This is a genomic window from Streptomyces sp. NPDC030820, from assembly GCF_055572075.1.
The window spans coordinates 138,277-157,206 of record NZ_JBVIEB010000013.1 but is presented as its reverse complement, the minus strand read 5'-3'; the positions used below and the strand labels follow the sequence as shown (position 1 = coordinate 157,206).

The window sequence follows — 18,930 nt, the reverse complement described above, 5'->3', positions numbered from 1 at the left end:
AGCAGAGCACACAGCAAGTCCGCCGCTCCGCCGAGGAGCCCCATGCCCTGCGCACCGAGGGCGCGCACCTCGGGCAGGCGCTCCAGCAGGTGAGCGAGCAGCCGTGCCTTCAGCGCCGCCGCGCCGGCAGTCGGGCGTGGCGGTCGAAGGCGTCGGCCACTGCCGGCACGCCCGCCGCACGTGGCACAGGGCCAGTACGTCGGCCGGACGGTCGCCGAAGACCGGATGGTCGCCGAAGAGGTGAAAGCTCTCGTCGTAGTGTGCGGCGAGCGTGGTGCAGGCCATGCCGGCCCACGCGGCCGCTTCCCGGTCACCCGGCGCGTCCGCCGCGTCCCACAGCGCCCAGGACACCCCGGGTGTCCCGTAGCACCAGGCCTGGCGGGCGCGTGGTCCGGTGGGCGGCGGGCCGTCGAACCCGGCGCCGTCCCGGGTGCGGATGGTGGGGGCGTCGTCGAAGGACTGCCGCACGAGCCATCCGGTCGCGTGGCGCAGGGCATGTGTCAGGGCGGGGCGGGGACCGATGTGGCGGACCACGGCGGTGAGCGCAGCGACGACTCCGGTCACGCCATGGCCCATCCCGGTGTTGACCCGTCCGTCCAGCCACCCCAGGCGCGGATGCCGGGAATGGACCGCCGTCCGAACCCACGACAGGTCCTCGGCGTCGCACAGCGCTGTCAGATGGTCGGCGAACGCGCCGAGTTGCGCCTTCGGGGACATCCGCGGCAGACAGGTGCTCGGCATCGGTTCCGGACCCACCCGGCACCGGCGCGCGCTCGAGACGTGGGTCGCGTCCCTCGGAACGCCTTGACCTTGCCGCTGAGGGCAGGGTTTAGCGTGTCAGCGAGGTGAACGGCATGAGGATCAGTGAGCTGGCGCGTCAGGCCGGTGTGACGACCAAAGCGGTGCGGTACTACGAGTCGCTGGGGCTGATCACACCCGAGCGCCTGCCGAATGGCTACCGGGACTACGGCGAGGACGACGTACGCCTCGTACAGGAGATCAGGACGCTCCACCGGCTCGGTATCCCCGTCGAGCGCACCCGGCCCTTCCTCGAGTGCCTGGCGGCCGGACGCGCACACGCGGACGACTGTCCCGCCTCCCTCGCAAGCTACCGCGAGGCCATCGACGAGCTCACCGGGCGCATCGAGTCCCTGACCGCCCGCCGCGCGACGCTGATCGCCAACCTGAACGCGGCGGCTCACCGGGGCAGCGGCGGCACACCGGCCGAGGAAAGCGGCACCGGAGACCTGCACTATCTGACGCTGCCCGCGGATCTGCCCGTCCCCGAGGACGACGGCGCGGCGGACCACCTCCCGGGCATGAAGGCGCCGGGTCTCGCCCTGCTCGACACGGCGGCCCGGACGGTCCACCTGGACCGGCTCGGCCCGCGGCGCACGGTCGTCTATGTCTATCCCCTCACCGGCCGTCCGGGTACGGACCTGCCGGAAGGCTGGAACTCCATTCCCGGAGCCCGTGGCTGCACACCCGAGTCGTGCGGCTTCCGCGACCATTTCCATGACCTGCTCGAAGCCGGCGCGGGCCGTGTCTACGGGCTGTCCAGCCAGAACACCGACTACCAGCGCGAGGTCGTGGAGCGGCTGGGACTGCCCTTCGACATGCTCTCCGACCCCGCCCTCGCACTGGCCGACGCGCTGGGTCTGCCCACGTTCGAGGTCGAAGGGATGCGGCTGTTCAGGCGCCTGACCCTCGTGCTCCGCGACGGTGTCGTCGAGCATGTCTTCTACCCGGTCTTCCCGCCGAACGAGCACGCCCAGCAGGTGCTGACCTGGCTGCGCGAGAACCCTCTGTAGGGCACCGGAACCGGTCCGCCGAGGTCGGTCCAGCGGCCGGACTACAGCGTGCCCGCGTCGGGCCAGTGGGACCAGTGGGTGTTCGCCGGGAGGGTGGGCCGGTAGCGGTCAGGATCACCGCAGGACGGGATCTCAGCGATCAGCCGGAAGGTCTCAGGGGATCGCGGTGCAGGACGTCGATGAGGTTCCCGCCGCGCGGGTTGTGTCCCGGCAACTCGGCGGCCATCGCCCAGCGCGTGCCGTCACCGAACGGGTGGATCCGTGTGTCGACGGGGTAGTAGTGGCCGTTCTATGCGCGGCCGTGTGCCCGGTGCCGGGCGGAAAACGGCTGGAGTACCGGGTGCGGCGGCGCGACACTCTGTAGGTCGTGCGTGGATGCCGTAAAGGGAGGACCGAGCGGATGAGGACGACCCGGCTGGGGCGCAGCGCGGTGGAGGTCACGGAACTGGGCTTCGGCGGCGGTCCCCTCGGCGGCCTCTTCGCGCCGCTCGACGACGACACCGCGGCGGACACCCTGGCCGCGGCATGGAGTTGTGGCATCCGCTACTTCGACACCTCACCGCACTACGGCATCGGGCACTCCGAGCGCCGGACCGGGGAATTCCTCAAGGGCATGCCCCGGGACGGGTTCACCCTCTCGACCAAGGTGGGGCGGCTCCTCGTGGAGCAGGACCCGGCCGGTCGCCGGGACGAGCCCTTCCAGGTGCCTGCCACACACCGCCGTGTGTGGGACTTCACCCGCGACGGTGTGCTGCGCAGTGTCGAGGACTCGCTCGCGCGGATGGGCGTGGACCGCATCGATCTGCTGTTCCTCCACGACGCGGAGGAGCACTTCGAGGACGCGCTGCGCGACGGGTATCCGGCGCTGGCGGAGCTGCGGTCGCAGGGCATGGTGGGCGCCGTCGGGGCGGGCATGTACCACCCTGGCCTGCTGACCAGACTGGTCCAGGAGACCGATGTCGATGTGGTGATGCTGTCCGGCCGTTACACCCTGCTGGACCACAGCGCGCTCGACGACCTGCTGCCGGCCTGCACCGAACGCGGGGTGTCCGTCCTCGCCGCCTCGATCTTCAACTCCGGTCTGCTCGCCACACCCCGTCCCGCCGAGGGAGCGTCCTTCGACTATGCCCCCGCCTCACCGGAGATCCTCCGGCGGGCACGGGAGATCGCTGCTGTGTGCGAGGCACATGGTGTGACTCTCCCCCAGGCGGCGATGGCGTTCCCCCTGCTGCATCCGGCGGTCGCCGGCATCGTGGTCGGGATGCGCTCACCGGAGGAGGTGCGGGACAACATCGCCGCGTTCCAGGCGGACGTACCGCAACAGGTGTGGGCCGATCTGGTCGCGGCAGGTCTTCTCGACGAGCGGGCACCGGTGCGGGGCTGAGCGCCGGGCGACACCTCGTTCGCTTTCGGCTTTCGGCGGCTACGGCCCTTCGTTCGCGCTACCGACATGGCCTGCGGACACATGGGCAGACATGGGCTCGCGGACCATGAACACATCTACCGGGTCCTCGGTCTCGACCCCGAATCCGTGCCGCTCGTAGAGCCGTCGGGCCCGGCTGCCCCGGAGCACGTTCAGCCGGATCCGGGTGCCGTCGCGGTCGCACCGCTCCAACAGGAGCCGGAGCACGGCCGATCCGATGCCCCTGCCCTGCAGGGCCGGGTCCAGGTAGAAATGCTCCAGCCAGTGAGCGTCGTCCGCCGGCCGCAGCGCCACGCATCCGGCGAGGACACCGCCCGCCTCGATCACCCAGGTGTGCTCCGGTGCGAACCCGTCCCGCAGCCGCTGCCGCACCCGGTGCTCGTCGTACCGCCCGAGACGCTCCAGGTCCGCTCTGAGCACCACGGACCGCAGCGCGGCCACCGCCTCGACGTCCGCCTCCGATGCGGGACGCATCTGCCAGTCCGCCATGATCACGATGCTAGCGCGGCGGGATTCGGGCCGGCTCCGGGGACCGCGGCCTCACCGGCCGTATGTGGCCGCTTCTCGGAGAGACGGTGGGCGGGAGGGATGGCACAGGGGTGCGACGGCACACACACGGATGAACAGCACACCACGGCGCAACGCACGGGGTTCACTCAGTGGAAACCCGCCGGCCCATCCGTATCATCCATGTGTCGGGGGACCCGCAGGACAACTCCCGCTCCCTGCCTGCCGCAACCGCGGGCGACGGAGCGCACCAGAGTCACGATTGGAGCCACAGATGCCTGAGCCCACCGCCCCCGTCACCGAGTTGACCTCGCAGTACGTCAGCCAGGTGACCAATGACCTCGAGCACAACGTCAAGGAACAGGAACGCATCACCGCCGAAATCTCGGCGCTTCAGGAGCAGTTGGCCGCCCTGCAGCACGACCAGACGATTCTGGTGAACATGCGGCAGGCACTCGGTGTCGCGACCCCGGTGAGCACACCCGCCCCGGCCGAGGGCGCCGTGGTGCCCGCCCCGCGCACGAAGTCCGCCACCGAGTCCGGGACGCGCCGTTCGCCGAAGAAGTCGGTCCCGGAGCAGTCCGGGCGCAAGAAGCAGCCCGCCAAGAAGCCTGCGGCGACGAAGTCCTCGGCGAAGAAGGCGACCGGCCAGTCGGCCCAGCCCACCCTCATCGAACTGGTCCGCCGCCATCTCGCCGAACAGCAGGAACCCCGCTCCGCGGCGGAGGTCACCGAGGCGCTCGACAAGGCACATCCCGAGCGGGAGATCCAGACCAAGGTCATCCGCACCACTCTGGAGAACCTCGTGGCCCGCAACACCGCCCAGCGCACCAAGCAGGGCTCGTCCGTCTTCTACACCCTCGTCCCCGAGTCCGATTCGGCGGCGGCGAACGCGGAGGGGTCCCGGCCTGACGCGGCCGAGTGAGCCGTGGCGACATCGCCCCGTCCCGCATCGACAAGAGTCGACGAGGTCCGGACGGGGCGATCCAGCGCCACTGACTCCCCCCACTCCGGTCACCGCATGGCATTCGCTGAACTGACGAGGCATCAGAGACGGGTTCCCGCGGCTCACATACCGGCCGTGGCCTTCTGCCGGGTCTGGTCGAACTCGGCCACCGGATCGCCGCCGGTCCGCCAGGGCCACGCGGTGACGACACCGCCGATCTGTTCGAAGACGGAACGCGCATCGGCGCGCCGGTCCGCGGCCACCAGTGCGTAGGCGAGGAGGTTGAGGTCGGCAAGCGCCTTGGCGTGGCGGAGAAACCCCGGCTGGATCCAGGTGTGCGCCGCGCGGTCGAGGGCTTGCGTGGCCATGACGTGGGACCAGTGGTTCCGGGCCACCAGCGCCTCCAGCCCGCCGCGGTCGAGGATGGCGTGGTACTGGTGGACCTGAGCGGTGAGTTCGATCGCCACGCACGGCGCGTTGGCGGGCATGCGGGCGCGCAGGGTGTCCACGAACTCCAGGACCTGGATGCGCGACCCGGCCTCGTCCGGGCTGAGGTAGGCCAGCATGTTCAGATAGGCCTCGCGGTTCCAGCGATCGCGTGCGAGCACCTCGTTCCACAGTCCGAAGACCTGCGACTGCTCCCGGCGTTCCAGCCGTGCCACAGCGAGGAGGGCCACCCAGGGAGTGGGGTCCTCCGGGGCGAGTTCGGCGGCGCGCAGACAGACTTCTACGGCGCCGGCGGGGTCTTCCAGGTACCCCTGTGCGCGGGCCCACGCGACCTGGGTCCAGGCCTGCAGGACTAGTGCGTCCACATTGTGGGGCTCGCGCGTGACCCACGCCCGCGGCAGATGCGACCCGGCGAGGTATCCCGAGAGCACGTCCATACGATGCGTCCGGCGGTCCCAGTCACCGGGGTCCTGCTCCAGGAGGCGGGACATCTGCGCCACACACAGCTCGGTGGTCGCGATGGTGCCGGTCCTGGTGGTCGCCACAAGTGACTTCAGCAGCTTGCCCAGGTCCTGGTCATCGAGCTCGGGAGCGAGGCGGGCCCTTCTGCGGCGACTCGAAAGAAATGCCATGTGCGGAGGCTAGGGCGGATCGGTGGGCACGCAAGGTCTGGGCCGAGATCGTTATGGTTTTACGCGTACAACTTGCTTATATTCCCGTCCATGCCCGAGATACAGCTGCTCCGTCCGGCTCATGCCCCCGCGTTGTTCGCCTTCGAGCAGGAGAACCGGGCCTACTTCGCCGCGTCCGTCCCCGACCGGGGCGACGACTACTTCGCCCGGTTCGACGAGCGGCTCCGTGCCCTGCTCGCCGAGCAGGAGGCCGGTCTCTGCTACTTCCATGTGCTGGTGGGCGAAGGTAGTGAGGTGCTGGGCCGGATCAATCTCGTGGACGTCGCGGACGGCAGCGCCGCACTCGGTTACCGGATCGCAGAACGTGCCGCGGGCCGGGGGCTCGCCACCTGGGCCGTACGGGAGATCTGCGACCTGGCCGCCCACCGCTACGGGCTGACGGCCCTCCGTGCCGCGACCACCCTCGACAATGCGGCATCGCAGGCCGTACTGGCCCGTTCGGGGTTCGCCGTCGTCGGCGAGACCCGGCTCTCCGGTCGCCCCGGTCTGTCGTATCTCCGTGGTCTGACGGATTTCACCGCTCAGCCGGGCGCGACGGCCGGCTAGGGATTCCGGGGACTGTCGCCCGGCGCCCATGATGTGGGCATGAAGATTCCCGACCGACGGATCGAACTGTTCACCGGCACCGGCAGCGAGCACCGGTTCACCGGCCCCGCGACCGGCGACGAGCGGAGCATGCTCGTGGCTGTGCTGGACGCCCAGCGCGCCACCCTGAAGCTGAAGTGCTCCGGGCTGGGGCCGGAGCTGGCCCTGCGGTCCGTGTCCCCGTCCTCGCTCTCCCTGCTCGGCCTCGTCCGGCACCTGGCCGACGTGGAACGCCGCTGGTTCCGGGCCGTGCTCGCCGGGCACGACGTCGAACTGCGCTTCTCCTCCACGGACCTGCCCGAGGGCGACTTCGACGGCGCCGGCCCCGACCCCGAGGTCGTCGCGGAGTCCTGGGCGGCCTGGCGGGCCGAAGTCGCCTTCGCGGAGGCGTTCGTCGCCGAGGCCCCGCACCTCGACATCGCGGGCCACGACCCCTGGCGCGGCACGGTCTCGCTGCGCTGGGTGCTCATCCACATGATCGAGGAGTACGCCCGCCACAACGGACACGCCGACCTGCTCCGCGAACGGATCGACGGCGCGGTCGGGGTGTGACTCCGGGCGGCCGCACCGGCCCCGCTTCCACGGCGCAGGTCAGCCTGGCCGGAAAGACTCCTCGGCGGCTTCGCCGGCGTGCAGTGGTACGGCGAAGAAGGCCGGCGCCGCGCAGGCCGCCACGCCCGCTGCCGTTGTCAGTGTGCCGGGTAGGGACCAGGTCGCCAGTGGGCCGGCGATCGCCGCGCCCGTTGCGAAGGCGGTGATCTTCAGGCTGGCGCCGGTGGTGAAGATCTGGCCGCGCAGACGGTCCGGAGCCTCCCGGTGGCGTACCGCGAACACGGCGGTGAGCTGCGGCCCCTCACCGGTCCCGGCGAGCAGCACGGCCACGACGAGCACGGCCGGGCGGCCTGTCGCCGCCAGGGCGAACGCGCCGGCCTGGATCAGGGCGCCGGCCCAGATGATCGAGTCGGGGGCGACGCGCTGCGGGAACCGTGCCAGTACGGCGTTGGCCACCAGGGCCGAGACGGCCGCACAGGACAGCAGCAGCGCGCCGCGCCCCGCCGCGCCGAGGACTCGTACCCCGAGCAGCGGGACGCAGGCCGTCAGCATGCCCTGCGCGGCACAGCACACGACCGAGGCCAGCGTCGCCCGCGCGAGCCGGGGTCTGTGCACGATGACCCGCGTTCCGGCGGCGAGGTCACCGATCAGCCCACTGGGCTGCCGCTCCCGCACCCGCGTGGAACGCGCCGGCAGGGCCCACGCCGCCGGTGCCGCCGAGCCGATGAGCGCAGCCGACACCACGACGGCCGTCGGCGCCCCCAGCCCCTCGGCCAGGCCACCGGCGAGAACCGGACCGGACAGGCTCGCCACGCCGAAAGTCATGGCGTCGAGCGCATTGGCCCGTGGCAGCCGGTCCGCTGCGGCCACCCTCGGCAGCTGACCGGTCCAGCCGCCCGACAGCGCCGGCCCCAGCAAGCCGGTCAGAACGGCGATCAGCACGGTGACGGCGAACGGGAACCGGCCGAGCCCCACGAGGATCACCGCGAGGCCGGTCGCGTACAGGGCGAGCGCGGCGGCCAGCAGCCGCCCCGGCCGTCGTTGTCTGTCGAGCACCGCCCCCAGCACGGGGCCGCCCGCCACCGCCGCGACCGTGATGCCCGCGAGCAGCGCCGACGCTTCGGAGGCCGAGCCGGCGACCGCGTATCCCGCCAGCATCAGCGCCGGTCCCGACATCTCGTCCCCGACGCGGGCCATCGTCGCCCCCGCGAAATACCCGGTCATCTCGTAACGTGTTGTCACCCCAGTGACGTTACGGAGGTAACTCAAAACTCCGCAATATGCGTTACAGTGCGCTGGTGTCCCCCAGCAACGACGCCGACGGCGACTGGTCCACCCGGCACTCCGTCCTGGCCATGGCCCGCCGCACCGCCGCTCTCGTCAACGCCCTCACCGAGGACCGCCCCCACCCGGGCCATGTGGCGGAGGTGCTCCTCGCCTACGGCGAGACGGGCCCCGTGCACCTCACCTCCCGGGACATCGCGCAAATGCGGGAGGCCGCGGACCGGCTGCGAGAGGTCTTCGCCGCCGAGGGCGCCGACGAGGCCGCCGCCGTCCTCAACCGACTCCTCGGCGAACACACCGGCCCGCTCCGCCTCACCTCGCACGGTGGCGACACGCCCTGGCATCCCCACCTCGACCGCGACGACGACGCTCCCTGGGGTGAGTGGCTCCTCGCCTCGTCCTGCCTGGCCCTGACCGTGCTCCTCTGGGACCGCCAGCTCCCGCCCGGAAGGATCTGCGCGTCGGCCGCCTGCCGGAACGTCTTCATCACCCAGGGCCCCGGCCCCGAACGCCGCTACTGCTCCCGGCGCTGCGCGACCCGCGAACGGGTCGCGGCCCACCGGCGCGCAGCGCGCGGGTGAGCCACACCGACCCGCCGCGGTCGTCAATGCAGAGCCGGCCACGCTCGAAGCCCCACCGACAGCGTCCGGGCCCGGATCATCAAGCCCGCAGGCGCCCAGGGCCCCCTCCCCGGCTGGGGCTTCGGCAATGCGCGCGGAGCGCGTCCGGCAGGGCCACCGTCCGCTGTGTGCCCGGGCCCGCCTCGTCTACTCCCGGCGTTCGTAGCCAAGTTCGTGTTTCCGTTCCGTCTGTTCCTGCGCGAGTCGGGACTTGCGCAGTGCCTCGGCACGTTCGGCCGGTGCGGGAGGCGGCGCCGGGGCGTCGTCGGCGTAGCGGTGGTCGCGCCCGGCGAGATGCGGCTTCGGCATGCGGGCCGGGTAACCCGGGCACGGGGTCGCAGGCAGGCGTGCCCCTCGGATTCGGCCGTGCATCCCCCGGTGGGCTGGGTACTGGGACGGAGGAGTCCGACGTATGGGCCGGGCGGGCTTGAGACGGCTCGGGTGCCGTGTACACGGCACAGCGGTGGAACGGCACCGAAGTGGAGGTGACGACGATGAGGTACGACGAGTTCCTCGCCCGTGTGCGCGAGCGCGGCGAGTACGCCAGCCAGGAGGAAGCGGCGCAGGTGACGGAGGCCGTGCTGAGTGTGCTGGCGCAGCGGATCAGCCCTGGGGAGATCGACGACCTCGCCTCCCAGCTGCCCGGCCCACTGGGTCCCGGTCTGGCCGACGCGAAGCAGCCCCGGCCGGAGAGGTTCGGGGTCGAGGAGTTCCACCGCCGGGTCGCCGAGCGGATCGGAAGCAGGCCGCGCACGGCTCAGTGGGACGCCGGCGCGGTCCTGACCACGGTCGCCGACAGCGTCAGCGGAGGAGAGCTGAACCAGGTCTTCAGCCAACTCCCGTCGAGCTACGCCGCCCTGTTCGGCAAGACGGACCTTGCGGACTGAGCCCGGCACCTGCGTCGGCATCGGGGCGCGCCTCTTGATTGACCGCGCCACCGGGGTGGGTTTTGATGTGGCGCATGACGGGTGGAGCACAGGCGGATGGAGCACAGAACGGCGCCGATCCGGTCATGGCCTTCGCCACGCAGGAGGCGTGGGAGAAGTGGCTGGAGGAGCATCACACCGGCGCGCGGGGCATCTGGTTGAAGATCCCGAAGAAAGAATCCGGGCTCGACGGCGTCGACTACGCGGGAGCGCTGGAGTCGGCGCTCTGCTTCGGCTGGATCGACGGGCAGAAGAAGAAGCTGGACGAGCGGCACTGGCTGCAGCGCTTCACCCCGCGCCGGCCGGGCAGCAAGTGGTCGAAGGTGAACCGGAAGAAGGCCACCGAGCTCACGGAGCAGGGCCGGATGCGACCGGCCGGCCTGCGGGAAGTGGAGAAGGCCAAGGCGGACGGCCGCTGGGAGGCGGCGTACGAGGGTCAGCGCACGGCTTCGGTACCGGATGACCTCCAGGCGGCTCTGGAGGCCTGTCCTCAGGCGCGGGACTTCTTCGCGACCCTGGACAGCCACAACCGGTACGCGATCCTCTACCGCGTCCAGGACGCCAAGAAGCCGCAGACGCGGGCGGCACGCATCGAGAAGTTCGTCGCCATGCTCGCCACACAGCAGAAGCTCCACCCTTGAACGAACGCTCTTGCGGTGAAGTCCTCGTCCATGGACGCCTGTGCGCCCGTGGTGCAGGAGCCGCCTCGGCCCGACGGCCAGGACCGCTACACCATCAGGGAGGTCGCGGCACTCACGGGACTTGCTGCCCCCAGGTGGAGCGGTCGCACGCCGGTCAACGCCGGTTCGACAACCGGGACCTGGAGTGGCTCGCCGGTGTGAGCAAGCTGCGGCTGACCCGGATGCCGGTCGCCGAGATGGCATTCTGCGCAGGTCCCTGCGGCGCACGGTGACACGCGAGGTTTTCTTCGGCGGCAACAGGGAGCCCTGGGCTGGGTGGCTGAGCAGGGAGCACCCGGTCTGGTGGGCCTGGTCCCAGCGCAGTGCAAGGCGCCGCGAGATCGAGCACCGTACCAGCGATCCGCGCCTCGCCCCGCTCGACGCCCTCCGCTTCCACCATCCCGACGACAGCGCCGCCTGGCTGACCTCCCTGGCAACGGACAGGACGCCCCGCCCATAGGCGAGACGCCGCCCTGTCCGCGTGCCTGGGTGCTGTTGGCGAGCGGCGAAGCCGGTGCGCGCGGCGGCGAGGCTGCCGGCGGCCAGGGCTACGGCGCCGGGCGTCGCACGGTGGCCGTCAGGTGGCGGACGCGTGGCCCAGGGCGCCCAGTCCCGCGGCCACCACGACGTCCGTCAGTTCGGTCCATCGGGTGTCGCGGTTGGCCATCATGGTGGAGGTGACCGCGCCGATCGCGGACACCACCCGTACCCGCCGCTCCTCGTCGGTCTCGATCTGCGGATCGAAGGCCTCCAGCAGCGTGCGCTGGGCCTGTGCGAGGCGTTCGAGGATCTCGGGGTCGCGGGTGAGCCAGAAGGCGCCCACGATGAGCGCGCCCGTGCCCGGCCACTCCTCGATCATTTCGACGAGCGCGTTGAGCAGGGCCGCGTCGCGTCGCCTTCCGACCGGGAGTCCGGCGGCCGCGGCGGCCACGCGCGTGATGTGTTCCTCGGTGCGGCCGACGACGGCGGCCTGGATGCGTTCCTTGGAGCCGAAGCGCTTGAGGACGGCGGCTTTCGAGTAGCCGGCGGCGTCGGCGATGGCCTGGACGGGCCCCTGTGCGAATCCGTGCCGGGCAAAGACGAAGGCGGCCACGTCGAGCAGTGCGCGGTCGATTTCCTCGCTCGTGAGCTTCACGGTTGACTTCACGGCCTTAGGTTACCATCCTGGTCACCGAGTAACCAAAATGGTCACCTCGAAGGGATGCGACATGAGGACGAACGGCACGGGTCTCGCGGGCAGGAAGCCGACGCCGCGACTGTGGCTGGCTCCGGCCGTCATCGTCTGCGTCGTCATGGCGGTGCTGGCGGCGCTGTACCTGGGCAGCACGGTCAATTCCTCCGACCACCTCGCGGACTTCCCCGTGGCGATCGTCGACGCCGACACCGGGGTCACCACCGCCTCCGGGCAGCACGTCGACGTCGGCGGGCAGATCGCCGGCAGCCTGCGCGAGGGCATCGACCACGACAAGTTCGATCTGCGCTCGCTCAGCCTCGCCGAGGCGAAGCACGAGCTGGGGCAGGCGAAGCTCTACGGCGCGATCGTGCTGCCCCCGGACCTCAGCAGGAAGCTGACGGCACTGGCCTCGGGTGCCGTGTCCGGTGCCGCCGTGGAGCGGCCGGTGATCACCGTCTACACCAACCCGCTCGCCAACACCTCCAGCGCCTCCGTCGTGAACGCGCTCGCGAACCAGGCGCTCACGCGGGCCGACCAGGCCGTCGGCAAGCAGCTTCTCGCCGAGGTGACCTCGGCCCGGGCCAAGGCGGCCACGGCGCAGGGCCGGACCGTGCCGGGCACCGCGCGACTCGTTCTGTCCGCACCCTTGGACGTGCGGGTCACGCCGTTCCAGCGCGTTCCCGACGGCACGGGTAACGGCCTGTCGGCCTTCTACTACGCGCTGCTGCTCGTGCTCGCCGGGTTCACCGGGTCCCTGATCGTCAGCAACCTGGTGGACGCCCAACTCGGCTTCGCCCCGAAGGAGTTCGGCCCCCGCTACCGCATGGAGCCGCACTCGGGACACAGCCGTCTGGCCACCCTCGCCCTGAAGTGGGGGATCATGACGGGCGTCGCGGTGGTCGTCGCCACGGTCTACCTGGCCATCGCGGACGGGCTCGGCATGCCCCTGGACCACCCGTGGCAGCTGTGGGGGCTCAGCGTGCTCGCGATCACCGCCGTCGCCGTGGTCGTCCAGAGCGTCCTGGCCCTGCTCGGCGGCCTGGGCATGGTGGTCAACCTCTTCCTGTTCATCGTCCTCTCGGTCCCGAGCGCCGGCGGTACGGCCCCGCTGGAGGCCACTCCGTCCGTCGTCCGCTTCCTCGGCACCTTCGAGCCGCTGCACCAGATCTACGTCGGGGTCCGCTCCGTCCTGTACTTCGGCGCCGTCTGGGACGCCGGCCTCGGGCGCGCGGTGACCGCCGCCGCGGCGGCCCTCGTCCTCGGCCTGGGTGCAGGCGTCCTCGGCACCCTCGCCTACGACCGCAAGGGCCTGGCGCGGCGCCACGGCGCGCCTTCCGCGGAGCTGCCGGCGGCGCCCGGAGCCGCGTGACCCCGCCCCGGCCGGCACCTGCGCACACCACCCGAGTCGACTCCGGCCGGCGACACCGTCCCCAAGCGGTGTCGCCGGCCGTCCTGCCGCGTCGTACCGCTTCGAAGGGAAGGCCGCGAACCGCTCAGACAGAAGGGGCCACACCCAGGTGGCGCAGTGCGCGTACCGGGGTGGTGAGGAGCGCGCGATACCGGTCACCGTCCGGACCGAGCATGCGGGCGGTGTCCGCCACGGAACGCAGCAGGACCCCGGCGCTGCCGTCGTCCAACGGGTGCACGCAGTCGACGTCCGGCAACAGCCAGCGCAGCCCGTGCCGTTCGAGGCCGAGTGCGCGCAGCGCTGGGGAGCTGACGGCCATGGGATGGATGGCCGAGCAGTGGTCGTGCACGAGTCCCGGCAGGATCGCCTCGTGGCTGCGGGTGCCTCCGCCGACCTCGTCCGCCGCTTCCAGTAGCGTGACGTTCAGTCCCGCCTTGGCAAGGAGGGCAGCGGCGGCGAGGCCGTTGGGCCCGCCGCCGAGCACCACGACTGAGGTCATGTGGTGCACCTCGACGTGATCGCGGCCGTCTGAGGGTCGTCAGGACTGAGGCCGCTTGCCGTGATTGGCGCGATGGTTGCGCCGCGACTTCTTCTTACGGCGTCGCTTCGAGGACATGGAAACCTCCTGGAGGGAGAGGGAAACCGGTGTATAAACACCCGGAAACACCGTATAACGGGATATCCGGTGCCTCCACTGCAGCCGCTACCCGAGACCCCCGGGCTGTCGTTGATACGATGCGCAAAATGCCCGACTCATGAGTATTCTCCCCTCGACCAGAGGAGCGGAAATGACCGGTGACCCGGAGCCGATCGGTGCCGCTGCCCGCCGTGCGCTGGAGCAGGAGCTGGCCGACCTGCGTGAAGAGCGCCGACTCGTCGCCGGAATCCTGCAGGACCGCACGGACGTGGGCGACCAGGCAGACCAGGCCGAACAGTTGCAGCGCGCCAATCAGCTCGGCCGCCTGGACCGTCGTATCGAGACCATCACCGAGCGGCTGCGCCGAGCGGACGTGGCCGGGCCCGCCCCCACGGACGTGGTCGGCATGGGCAGCACGGTCACCGTCCGCTTCCCGGACGGCTCGGTGGAGACGCTCCAGATCGGGGAACTCGCCGAGGCCCTGGACCAGAACCTGGTCACCTCCGACAGCCCGCTCGGCCGTGCGCTGCTCGGACATCGCCCCGGTGACTCGGTCCACTTCGACACGCCGGACGGCCCGTCGAGCGTGGTCGTGGTGTCGATCGGGGAGCAGAGCGAGCAGGGATGAACGCTGAGGAGTCAGTCCTCAACACCCGGGCGTACCTCACGCCCGGGTGTGTCCGCCGGCGGGCTGCCCCTCCTCCCCCGCCGTCACTTCTCCGCTGACGCGGCGCCCCCCTGGGCAGGCTCACCGGAGCCGGTGCTCTTGCGGACCCTGCAGTGGAGGGAGTCGTGTTCGACGTCGGCGACGATGGTGTCGCCGGGATCGGCCTCGCCGCTTAGCAGAAGGGTGGCGATCCGGTTGTCTAGTTCCGCCTGGATCGTGCGGCGAAGCGGCCGGGCACCGAACTCCGGCTGGTGGCCGTGGGCGATGAGCAGTTTCTTCGCCGCGTCGGTCACCTCCAGCGTCATCCCCTGAGCGTGGACGCGGCGTTTGCTCTGGTCCAGCAGATGGTCCACGATCTCCCCGAGATCCTCCTCGGTCAGCCCGTGGAAGATGATGATGTCGTCGATCCGGTTGAGGAACTCCGGCAGGAACCTGGTCCGCAGGTCCTCCATCAACTCGTCCTTGAGTTCCGACACATCACCCTTGTGGTCCAGGATCCGGTGCGCGCCGATGTTGGACGTCATGATGATCACGCAGTGCCGGAAGTCGACGGTACGCCCCTGGGCGTCGGTGAGCCGGCCGTCGTCCAGGATCTGCAGCAGGGTGTTGAAGACGTCCGGGTGCGCCTTCTCCACCTCGTCGAACAGCACCACGCTGTAGGGCCGGCGGCGCACCTTCTCCGTCAGCTGGCCCGCTTCCTCATAGCCCACGTATCCGGGAGGGGCACCCACGAGGCGGGCGACGGTGTGCTTCTCCTGGAACTCGCTCATGTCGAACCGGATCATCCGGTCCTCGTCCCCGAACAGCAACGCCGCGAGGGTCTTGGCGAGTTCGGTCTTGCCGACACCCGTGGGACCGAGGAACAGGAAGGATCCCACCGGCCTGTTCGGGTCCCCCATGCCCGCCCGGTTGCGCCGTACCGCCTGGGAGACGGCGGTGACGGCCTCGTCCTGGCCGACGATCCGGGCGTGCATCTCCTCCTCCAGCCTGAGCAGCTTCTCCTTCTCGCTCGCCGTCAGCTGCGACACCGGGATGCCCGTACGCCGGGAGACCACGTCGGCGATATCGGCGGCCGTCACCGACACCACGCCCTCGCGGCGTTCTTCGATGCCGGCGAGTTCGCCCTCCACCTCGGAGATCTGCCGCTTCAGCTCCGACGCCTTCTCGAAGTCCTCCCCGGAGACGGCCTGGTCGAGTTCGCGGCGGAGTTGGGCGATGCGGTCCTCGCGGCTGATCACCTCCGTGGACCGGCCCACACTGCGCAACCGCACCCGCGCACCGGCCTGGTCCATCACGTCGATCGCCTTGTCGGGCAGGAAGCGGTCGGTGATGTAACGGTCGGACAGTTCGGCCGCGGCCGCCAAGGCCCCATCGTCGAACCGGACCTGATGGTGCGCCTCGTAGGAGTCCCGCAGACCCTCCAGGATCTGCACCGTCTCCGCCACCGTCGGCTCGGGCACCATCACCGGCTGGAACCGCCGCTCCAGCGCCGCGTCCTTCTCCACGTACTTGCGGTACTCGTCGATCGTCGTGGCGCCCACGACGTGGAGTTCACCGCGCGCGAGGGCCGGCTTGAGCATGTTGCCCGCGTCCATCGACCCCTCCCCCGTCGCCCCCGCGCCCACGACGGTGTGCAGTTCGTCGATGAACAGGATGATCCGGCCCTTGGCGGCCTGGACATCCTCGATGACCTTCTTCAACCGCTCCTCGAACTGGCCCCGGTACTGTGCCCCCGCGACCATCGCCGACAGGTCCAGGGCCACGACCCTCTTGTCCTTGAGGGTGTCGGGCACTTCACCGGCCACGATCCGCTGCGCCAGCCCCTCCACGATCGCCGTCTTGCCCACACCCGGCTCACCGATCAGCACCGGATTGTTCTTCGACCGCCGCGAGAGGATCTCGACCGTCTGCTCGATCTCCTCCGCACGCCCCACCACCGGATCCAGCTTCCCCGACTTCGCCTCCTCCGTCAGATCCCGCCCGTACTCGTCCAGCGTCGTCGCCGGCGCCTTCTTCCGTTCGGCGGGAGCTCCGTCGCCGCGAGCGGCCTGCTCGGTCAGACCGGCCAGTTTCTGCGTGTCCATGCCCTCGGCGCGCAGCAGCTTGGCGGCACCCGTCTCACTGTCGCCGAGCAGGGCGCCGAGGATGTGCTCGGGACCGATGTACGACACTCCGGCCGCCTGTGAGTAGGCGTAGGCGGCCCGGAGCGTGCGCTTGGCCGCGGGGGTCAGGCCCGGTTGCGCGGACGGCTCACCGGACTCCCGGGGCAGGATCCTGTCGAGCTCGGCCGCCAGCGTGTCGGGATCGACGTCCAGCTTGGAGAGCAGTCTCCGGGACGGTTCGACCTTGGTGGCCGCCCACAGCAGATGTTCGGTGTCCAGGTCGGACGTGCCGTCCTCCAGCGCCCGCTGCGCGGCCACGTTGAGCAGTTCCTGCGACGACTCCGTCAGCAGCCGACCGATGGGCACCCGCTGAACGGCGGGAGGCGACGACGCCGGCGACATCCCGAAGAACCGGCTGAACAACTCGCCGAAGGGATCCGACGGACCGAACGGTGCACCGAACGACATCGACATGACAGCTCCTGAGCGCGCGGGAGGTCGATAATCCGCGGGGTGGTTGTTCCGGGGGCCCTAATCACTGAACCCCGCTGGGCACGGCGCCGCAAACGGAGGACACGCGTTGCCGTTTCCGGTAACGCTGGGTCACGAGCGGCTCGGGGCATCGGGCAGGTCCTCGAGAAGGCTGACGGTGGGCACATCGAAGAGGCAGCCGGTGACCGGCACCGAGAATTCGAGAATCCGGTCGTGCCGGCCCGGACGCCGGCCGAGGAACATGTTCCTCAGCATTTCCTGCGTCACAACCGGGGTGCGGGCATATCCGATGAAATAGGTGCCGAACTCGCCTTTGCCGATGGTGCCGAAGGGCATGTTCTCCCGCACGATCTTGCGTTCGGCGCCGTTCTCGTCGGGGATGGCGTTGAACGCGACATGGAAGTCGGCGGGCTTCACATCGTCGGGGAGTTCGGTGTTGGCCAGTTTGGTGCGCCGACGACACAGCTCAGTTCCTCGGCCGGCTCGCGGAAGGCCACCGAGCGGCGCAGCCCCGAGACGTGCTCGCTCGGCAGGTCGAACCGCAGTCCGGCGCCGGGACCGGGGAAGGGCCGACGGGCCGGGGTTGGCTTTACGGGGAGCGGTCGGGTACACCCGTGCCGTGCTCTTTCGTCAGCTGGAATACCTCGTCGCCCTCTCCCGGGAGCGGCATTTCGCCCGTGCCGCCCAGGCCTGCTATGTCTCCCAGCCCGCTCTGTCGGAGGCGCTGCGCAAGCTGGAGGAGGAACTCGACGTGCCGCTGGTGCGGCGCGGCCGCAAGTACGAGGGCCTCACCCCTGAGGGGGAACGCATCGTCGTATGGGCGCAGCGGATCCTCGCCGACCGTGACGCCCTCAAGGACGAGGTGGATGTCCTGCGCACCGGGTTGAGCGGCAGGATGCGGATCGGTACGGTGCCGACCGCGTCCGGTGCCGTCGCCCAGTTGACCGGCCCGTTCTGCGCGGCGCACCCGCTGGTCACGGTCGAGGTCACAGCGGACATGCAGTCGGTGGACATCCTGCGGCAGCTGCAGAACTTCGAGCTCGATGCCGGGGTGACCTATCTGCGTGAGGATGTGTCGGGCGGTGCCTTCCACACGGTTCCCCTCTACCAGGAGCGGTACGTTCTGCTGCTCACGGCCGCCGACGGCCTGGCCCGGCGTACGTCGGCCACCTGGGCGGAGGCCTCGCGTCTGCCGCTGTGCATGCTGACCCCGGCGATGCAGGGACGCCGGGTGCTGGACGAGCTGTTCGCGCAGGCGGGGACGCAGCCCTCGCCCCGGCTGGAGACCGACTCCGTGGCGGCGCTGTTCGCCCACGTCAGGACGGGCCTGTGGGCGGCCATCGTGCCGCACGCCTGGCTCCATGTGTTCGGTGTCCCGCACGGTATGCGGGCGGTGCCGCTGGTCGAACCCGCCGCGTCGGTGCCCGTGGGTCTGGTGGTCGCCGCCCGGGAGCCGTGTTCGGTGATGGCGAGGGCGCTGACGGACATCGCCCGCACCACCGACGTGGCCTCGGCCCTGGAGCGCGTGCCGGGGGATCCGGGACGGTAGCCGACGGCGCCGGCCGCGGCTGCGGCTCACGTGCACTGCCGTCGCCTTGTACCGGCCGACCGGTGTCTGCCGCCCGGTCCCCCAGACCCGTCGGCCAATCCGCCCGACCCCACGGCCGCCGGGCGCGGGGGCTCGGCAGCCCAGCGCCGCAGGTGCCAGGCGCGGCAGCCCAGCCCGGCGGTCGCCCCGCGCGACGACCCGACCCCGCAGGCGCCGCGCGGGCCGACCCGCCACGGCCCAGCCCCACAGACACCGAAAACGGCCACCTGACTCCGACGGTGCCGGGCGCCGCAGCCCAGCCCCGCAGTCGCCCGCCACGGCAGCCCAGCCCAGCGGTCGCCCCGCGCGACGACCCGACCCCGCAGGCGCCGCGCGGGCCGACCCGCCACGGCCCAGCCCCACAGACACCGAAAACGGCCACCTGACTC

At 70.9% G+C, this 18,930-nt stretch carries 19 protein-coding genes and 6 pseudogenes; 13 read left to right on the top strand and 12 right to left on the bottom strand.

The annotated features are described in order from the left end of the window. Positions 1-378 precede the first annotated feature (378 nt). Positions 379-576: pseudogene (locus tag ACZ418_RS31960) on the bottom strand (lanthionine synthetase LanC family protein); the annotation flags it as partial. Between the two features lie 278 nt (positions 577-854). Between ACZ418_RS31960 and ACZ418_RS31955 the strand changes: the two are divergent. After that, positions 855-1,811, top strand: coding sequence for a MerR family transcriptional regulator (locus ACZ418_RS31955; protein ID WP_468369964.1), 957 nt, complete (start codon positions 855-857; stop codon positions 1,809-1,811). Between the two features lie 41 nt (positions 1,812-1,852). Here the strand turns inward: ACZ418_RS31955 and ACZ418_RS31950 are convergent. Both ACZ418_RS31950 and ACZ418_RS31945 read right to left on the bottom strand, forming a co-directional pair. Then, positions 1,853-1,969, bottom strand: a pseudogene (locus tag ACZ418_RS31950) (DUF7003 family protein); the annotation flags it as partial. Continuing rightward, positions 1,951-2,088: pseudogene (locus tag ACZ418_RS31945) on the bottom strand (DUF7003 family protein); the annotation flags it as partial. The pseudogenes ACZ418_RS31950 and ACZ418_RS31945, both read right to left, overlap by 19 nt. 123 nt (positions 2,089-2,211) lie before the next feature. Here ACZ418_RS31945 and ACZ418_RS31940 point away from each other — a divergent pair. Continuing rightward, a complete protein-coding gene (locus ACZ418_RS31940) occupies positions 2,212-3,195 on the top strand; it encodes an aldo/keto reductase (protein WP_468369961.1) in 984 nt (327 codons plus the stop codon). 39 nt (positions 3,196-3,234) lie between these two features. Here the strand turns inward: ACZ418_RS31940 and ACZ418_RS31935 are convergent, their stop codons facing one another. Beyond that, complete coding sequence (locus tag ACZ418_RS31935) at positions 3,235-3,723, bottom strand: GNAT family N-acetyltransferase (protein WP_468369959.1); 489 nt, start codon at positions 3,721-3,723, stop codon at positions 3,235-3,237. Between the two features lie 292 nt (positions 3,724-4,015). Between ACZ418_RS31935 and ACZ418_RS31930 the strand changes: the two genes are divergently transcribed. Continuing rightward, a complete protein-coding gene (locus ACZ418_RS31930) occupies positions 4,016-4,666 on the top strand; it encodes a hypothetical protein (RefSeq protein WP_468369957.1) in 651 nt (216 codons plus the stop codon). A 143-nt stretch (positions 4,667-4,809) separates the two neighbouring features. Here the strand turns inward: ACZ418_RS31930 and ACZ418_RS31925 are convergent, their stop codons facing one another. Next, positions 4,810-5,766 carry a tetratricopeptide repeat protein gene (locus ACZ418_RS31925; RefSeq protein ID WP_468369954.1) on the bottom strand — a complete coding sequence of 319 codons (957 nt, stop codon included), beginning with the start codon at positions 5,764-5,766 and terminating at the stop codon, positions 4,810-4,812. A gap of 90 nt (positions 5,767-5,856) precedes the next feature. On the opposite strand from ACZ418_RS31925, the gene ACZ418_RS31920 reads away from it, so the two are divergent. Both ACZ418_RS31920 and ACZ418_RS31915 read left to right on the top strand, forming a co-directional pair. Next, complete coding sequence (locus tag ACZ418_RS31920; RefSeq protein ID WP_468369951.1) at positions 5,857-6,372, top strand: GNAT family N-acetyltransferase; 516 nt, start codon at positions 5,857-5,859, stop codon at positions 6,370-6,372. Positions 6,373-6,411: 39 nt separating this feature from the next. After that, on the top strand, positions 6,412-6,963 hold the full coding sequence (locus ACZ418_RS31915) for a mycothiol transferase (RefSeq protein ID WP_468369948.1): 552 nt from the start codon (positions 6,412-6,414) through the stop codon (positions 6,961-6,963). A gap of 39 nt (positions 6,964-7,002) precedes the next feature. Here the strand turns inward: ACZ418_RS31915 and ACZ418_RS31910 are convergent, their stop codons facing one another. Continuing rightward, entirely contained in the window at positions 7,003-8,187 is a 1,185-nt protein-coding gene (locus ACZ418_RS31910) for an MFS transporter (RefSeq protein WP_468370291.1), read from the bottom strand. 56 nt (positions 8,188-8,243) lie between these two features. Between ACZ418_RS31910 and ACZ418_RS31905 the strand changes: the two genes are divergently transcribed. Further along, positions 8,244-8,828 carry a CGNR zinc finger domain-containing protein gene (locus ACZ418_RS31905; protein WP_468369947.1) on the top strand — a complete coding sequence of 195 codons (585 nt, stop codon included), beginning with the start codon at positions 8,244-8,246 and terminating at the stop codon, positions 8,826-8,828. Between the two features lie 186 nt (positions 8,829-9,014). On the opposite strand, the gene ACZ418_RS31900 is transcribed toward ACZ418_RS31905, so the two are convergent. Next, positions 9,015-9,176, bottom strand: a complete 162-nt coding sequence (locus ACZ418_RS31900) for a hypothetical protein (RefSeq protein WP_468369945.1) — start codon at positions 9,174-9,176, stop codon at positions 9,015-9,017. 185 nt (positions 9,177-9,361) lie between these two features. On the opposite strand from ACZ418_RS31900, the gene ACZ418_RS31895 reads away from it, so the two are divergent. The 4 genes and pseudogenes from ACZ418_RS31895 to ACZ418_RS31880 all read left to right on the top strand — a co-directional run bounded on the left by ACZ418_RS31895 (position 9,362) and on the right by ACZ418_RS31880 (position 10,933). Further along, positions 9,362-9,754 carry a DUF2267 domain-containing protein gene (locus ACZ418_RS31895; RefSeq protein WP_468369943.1) on the top strand — a complete coding sequence of 131 codons (393 nt, stop codon included), beginning with the start codon at positions 9,362-9,364 and terminating at the stop codon, positions 9,752-9,754. 74 nt (positions 9,755-9,828) lie between these two features. After that, a complete protein-coding gene (locus ACZ418_RS31890) occupies positions 9,829-10,434 on the top strand; it encodes a YdeI/OmpD-associated family protein (protein ID WP_468369940.1) in 606 nt (201 codons plus the stop codon). Between the two features lie 30 nt (positions 10,435-10,464). Further along, positions 10,465-10,673, top strand: a pseudogene (locus ACZ418_RS31885) (MerR family transcriptional regulator); the annotation flags it as partial. A gap of 29 nt (positions 10,674-10,702) precedes the next feature. Next, a complete protein-coding gene (locus ACZ418_RS31880; protein ID WP_468369937.1) occupies positions 10,703-10,933 on the top strand; it encodes a hypothetical protein in 231 nt (76 codons plus the stop codon). A gap of 117 nt (positions 10,934-11,050) precedes the next feature. Here the strand turns inward: ACZ418_RS31880 and ACZ418_RS31875 are convergent, their stop codons facing one another. Then, positions 11,051-11,620 carry a TetR/AcrR family transcriptional regulator gene (locus tag ACZ418_RS31875; RefSeq protein WP_468369935.1) on the bottom strand — a complete coding sequence of 190 codons (570 nt, stop codon included), beginning with the start codon at positions 11,618-11,620 and terminating at the stop codon, positions 11,051-11,053. Positions 11,621-11,681: 61 nt separating this feature from the next. Between ACZ418_RS31875 and ACZ418_RS31870 the strand changes: the two genes are divergently transcribed. Then, positions 11,682-13,016 carry a YhgE/Pip domain-containing protein gene (locus tag ACZ418_RS31870; RefSeq protein ID WP_468369933.1) on the top strand — a complete coding sequence of 445 codons (1,335 nt, stop codon included), beginning with the start codon at positions 11,682-11,684 and terminating at the stop codon, positions 13,014-13,016. A gap of 145 nt (positions 13,017-13,161) precedes the next feature. Here ACZ418_RS31870 and ACZ418_RS31865 read toward each other — a convergent pair. Beyond that, positions 13,162-13,554 (bottom strand): annotated as a pseudogene (locus ACZ418_RS31865) (FAD-dependent oxidoreductase); the annotation flags it as partial. 39 nt (positions 13,555-13,593) lie between these two features. Beyond that, positions 13,594-13,671, bottom strand: a complete 78-nt coding sequence (locus tag ACZ418_RS31860; RefSeq protein ID WP_468370288.1) for a 50S ribosomal protein bL37 — start codon at positions 13,669-13,671, stop codon at positions 13,594-13,596. Between the two features lie 172 nt (positions 13,672-13,843). On the opposite strand from ACZ418_RS31860, the gene ACZ418_RS31855 reads away from it, so the two are divergent. Next, positions 13,844-14,320 carry a GreA/GreB family elongation factor gene (locus ACZ418_RS31855; RefSeq protein WP_468369930.1) on the top strand — a complete coding sequence of 159 codons (477 nt, stop codon included), beginning with the start codon at positions 13,844-13,846 and terminating at the stop codon, positions 14,318-14,320. 83 nt (positions 14,321-14,403) lie between these two features. On the opposite strand, the gene ACZ418_RS31850 is transcribed toward ACZ418_RS31855, so the two are convergent. Both ACZ418_RS31850 and ACZ418_RS31845 read right to left on the bottom strand, forming a co-directional pair. Then, entirely contained in the window at positions 14,404-16,935 is a 2,532-nt protein-coding gene (locus ACZ418_RS31850; protein WP_468369928.1) for an ATP-dependent Clp protease ATP-binding subunit, read from the bottom strand. Positions 16,936-17,064: 129 nt separating this feature from the next. Then, a pseudogene (locus ACZ418_RS31845) lies at positions 17,065-17,406 on the bottom strand (Dyp-type peroxidase); the annotation flags it as partial. A 166-nt stretch (positions 17,407-17,572) separates the two neighbouring features. Between ACZ418_RS31845 and ACZ418_RS31840 the strand changes: the two are divergent. Next, a complete protein-coding gene (locus tag ACZ418_RS31840) occupies positions 17,573-18,502 on the top strand; it encodes a LysR family transcriptional regulator (RefSeq protein ID WP_468369925.1) in 930 nt (309 codons plus the stop codon). Positions 18,503-18,930: the final 428 nt, after the last annotated feature.

What these genes read in the sequence shown, in the direction of transcription:
- ACZ418_RS31940 (WP_468369961.1), top strand. Translation starts at nt 2,212, where the DNA reads ATGAGGACGACCCGGCTGGGGCGCAGCGCGGTGGAGGTCACGGAACTG.
- ACZ418_RS31925 (WP_468369954.1), bottom strand. Translation starts at nt 5,766, where the DNA reads ATGGCATTTCTTTCGAGTCGCCGCAGAAGGGCCCGCCTCGCTCCCGAG.
- ACZ418_RS31860 (WP_468370288.1), bottom strand. Translation starts at nt 13,671, where the DNA reads ATGTCCTCGAAGCGACGCCGTAAGAAGAAGTCGCGGCGCAACCATCGC.
- ACZ418_RS31910 (WP_468370291.1), bottom strand. Translation starts at nt 8,187, where the DNA reads ATGACCGGGTATTTCGCGGGGGCGACGATGGCCCGCGTCGGGGACGAG.
- ACZ418_RS31900 (WP_468369945.1), bottom strand. Translation starts at nt 9,176, where the DNA reads ATGCCGAAGCCGCATCTCGCCGGGCGCGACCACCGCTACGCCGACGAC.
- ACZ418_RS31855 (WP_468369930.1), top strand. Translation starts at nt 13,844, where the DNA reads ATGACCGGTGACCCGGAGCCGATCGGTGCCGCTGCCCGCCGTGCGCTG.
- ACZ418_RS31915 (WP_468369948.1), top strand. Translation starts at nt 6,412, where the DNA reads ATGAAGATTCCCGACCGACGGATCGAACTGTTCACCGGCACCGGCAGC.
- ACZ418_RS31920 (WP_468369951.1), top strand. Translation starts at nt 5,857, where the DNA reads ATGCCCGAGATACAGCTGCTCCGTCCGGCTCATGCCCCCGCGTTGTTC.
- ACZ418_RS31930 (WP_468369957.1), top strand. Translation starts at nt 4,016, where the DNA reads ATGCCTGAGCCCACCGCCCCCGTCACCGAGTTGACCTCGCAGTACGTC.
- ACZ418_RS31890 (WP_468369940.1), top strand. Translation starts at nt 9,829, where the DNA reads ATGACGGGTGGAGCACAGGCGGATGGAGCACAGAACGGCGCCGATCCG.
- ACZ418_RS31905 (WP_468369947.1), top strand. Translation starts at nt 8,244, where the DNA reads ATGCGTTACAGTGCGCTGGTGTCCCCCAGCAACGACGCCGACGGCGAC.
- ACZ418_RS31935 (WP_468369959.1), bottom strand. Translation starts at nt 3,723, where the DNA reads ATGGCGGACTGGCAGATGCGTCCCGCATCGGAGGCGGACGTCGAGGCG.
- ACZ418_RS31955 (WP_468369964.1), top strand. Translation starts at nt 855, where the DNA reads ATGAGGATCAGTGAGCTGGCGCGTCAGGCCGGTGTGACGACCAAAGCG.
- ACZ418_RS31895 (WP_468369943.1), top strand. Translation starts at nt 9,362, where the DNA reads ATGAGGTACGACGAGTTCCTCGCCCGTGTGCGCGAGCGCGGCGAGTAC.
- ACZ418_RS31870 (WP_468369933.1), top strand. Translation starts at nt 11,682, where the DNA reads ATGAGGACGAACGGCACGGGTCTCGCGGGCAGGAAGCCGACGCCGCGA.
- ACZ418_RS31850 (WP_468369928.1), bottom strand. Translation starts at nt 16,935, where the DNA reads ATGTCGATGTCGTTCGGTGCACCGTTCGGTCCGTCGGATCCCTTCGGC.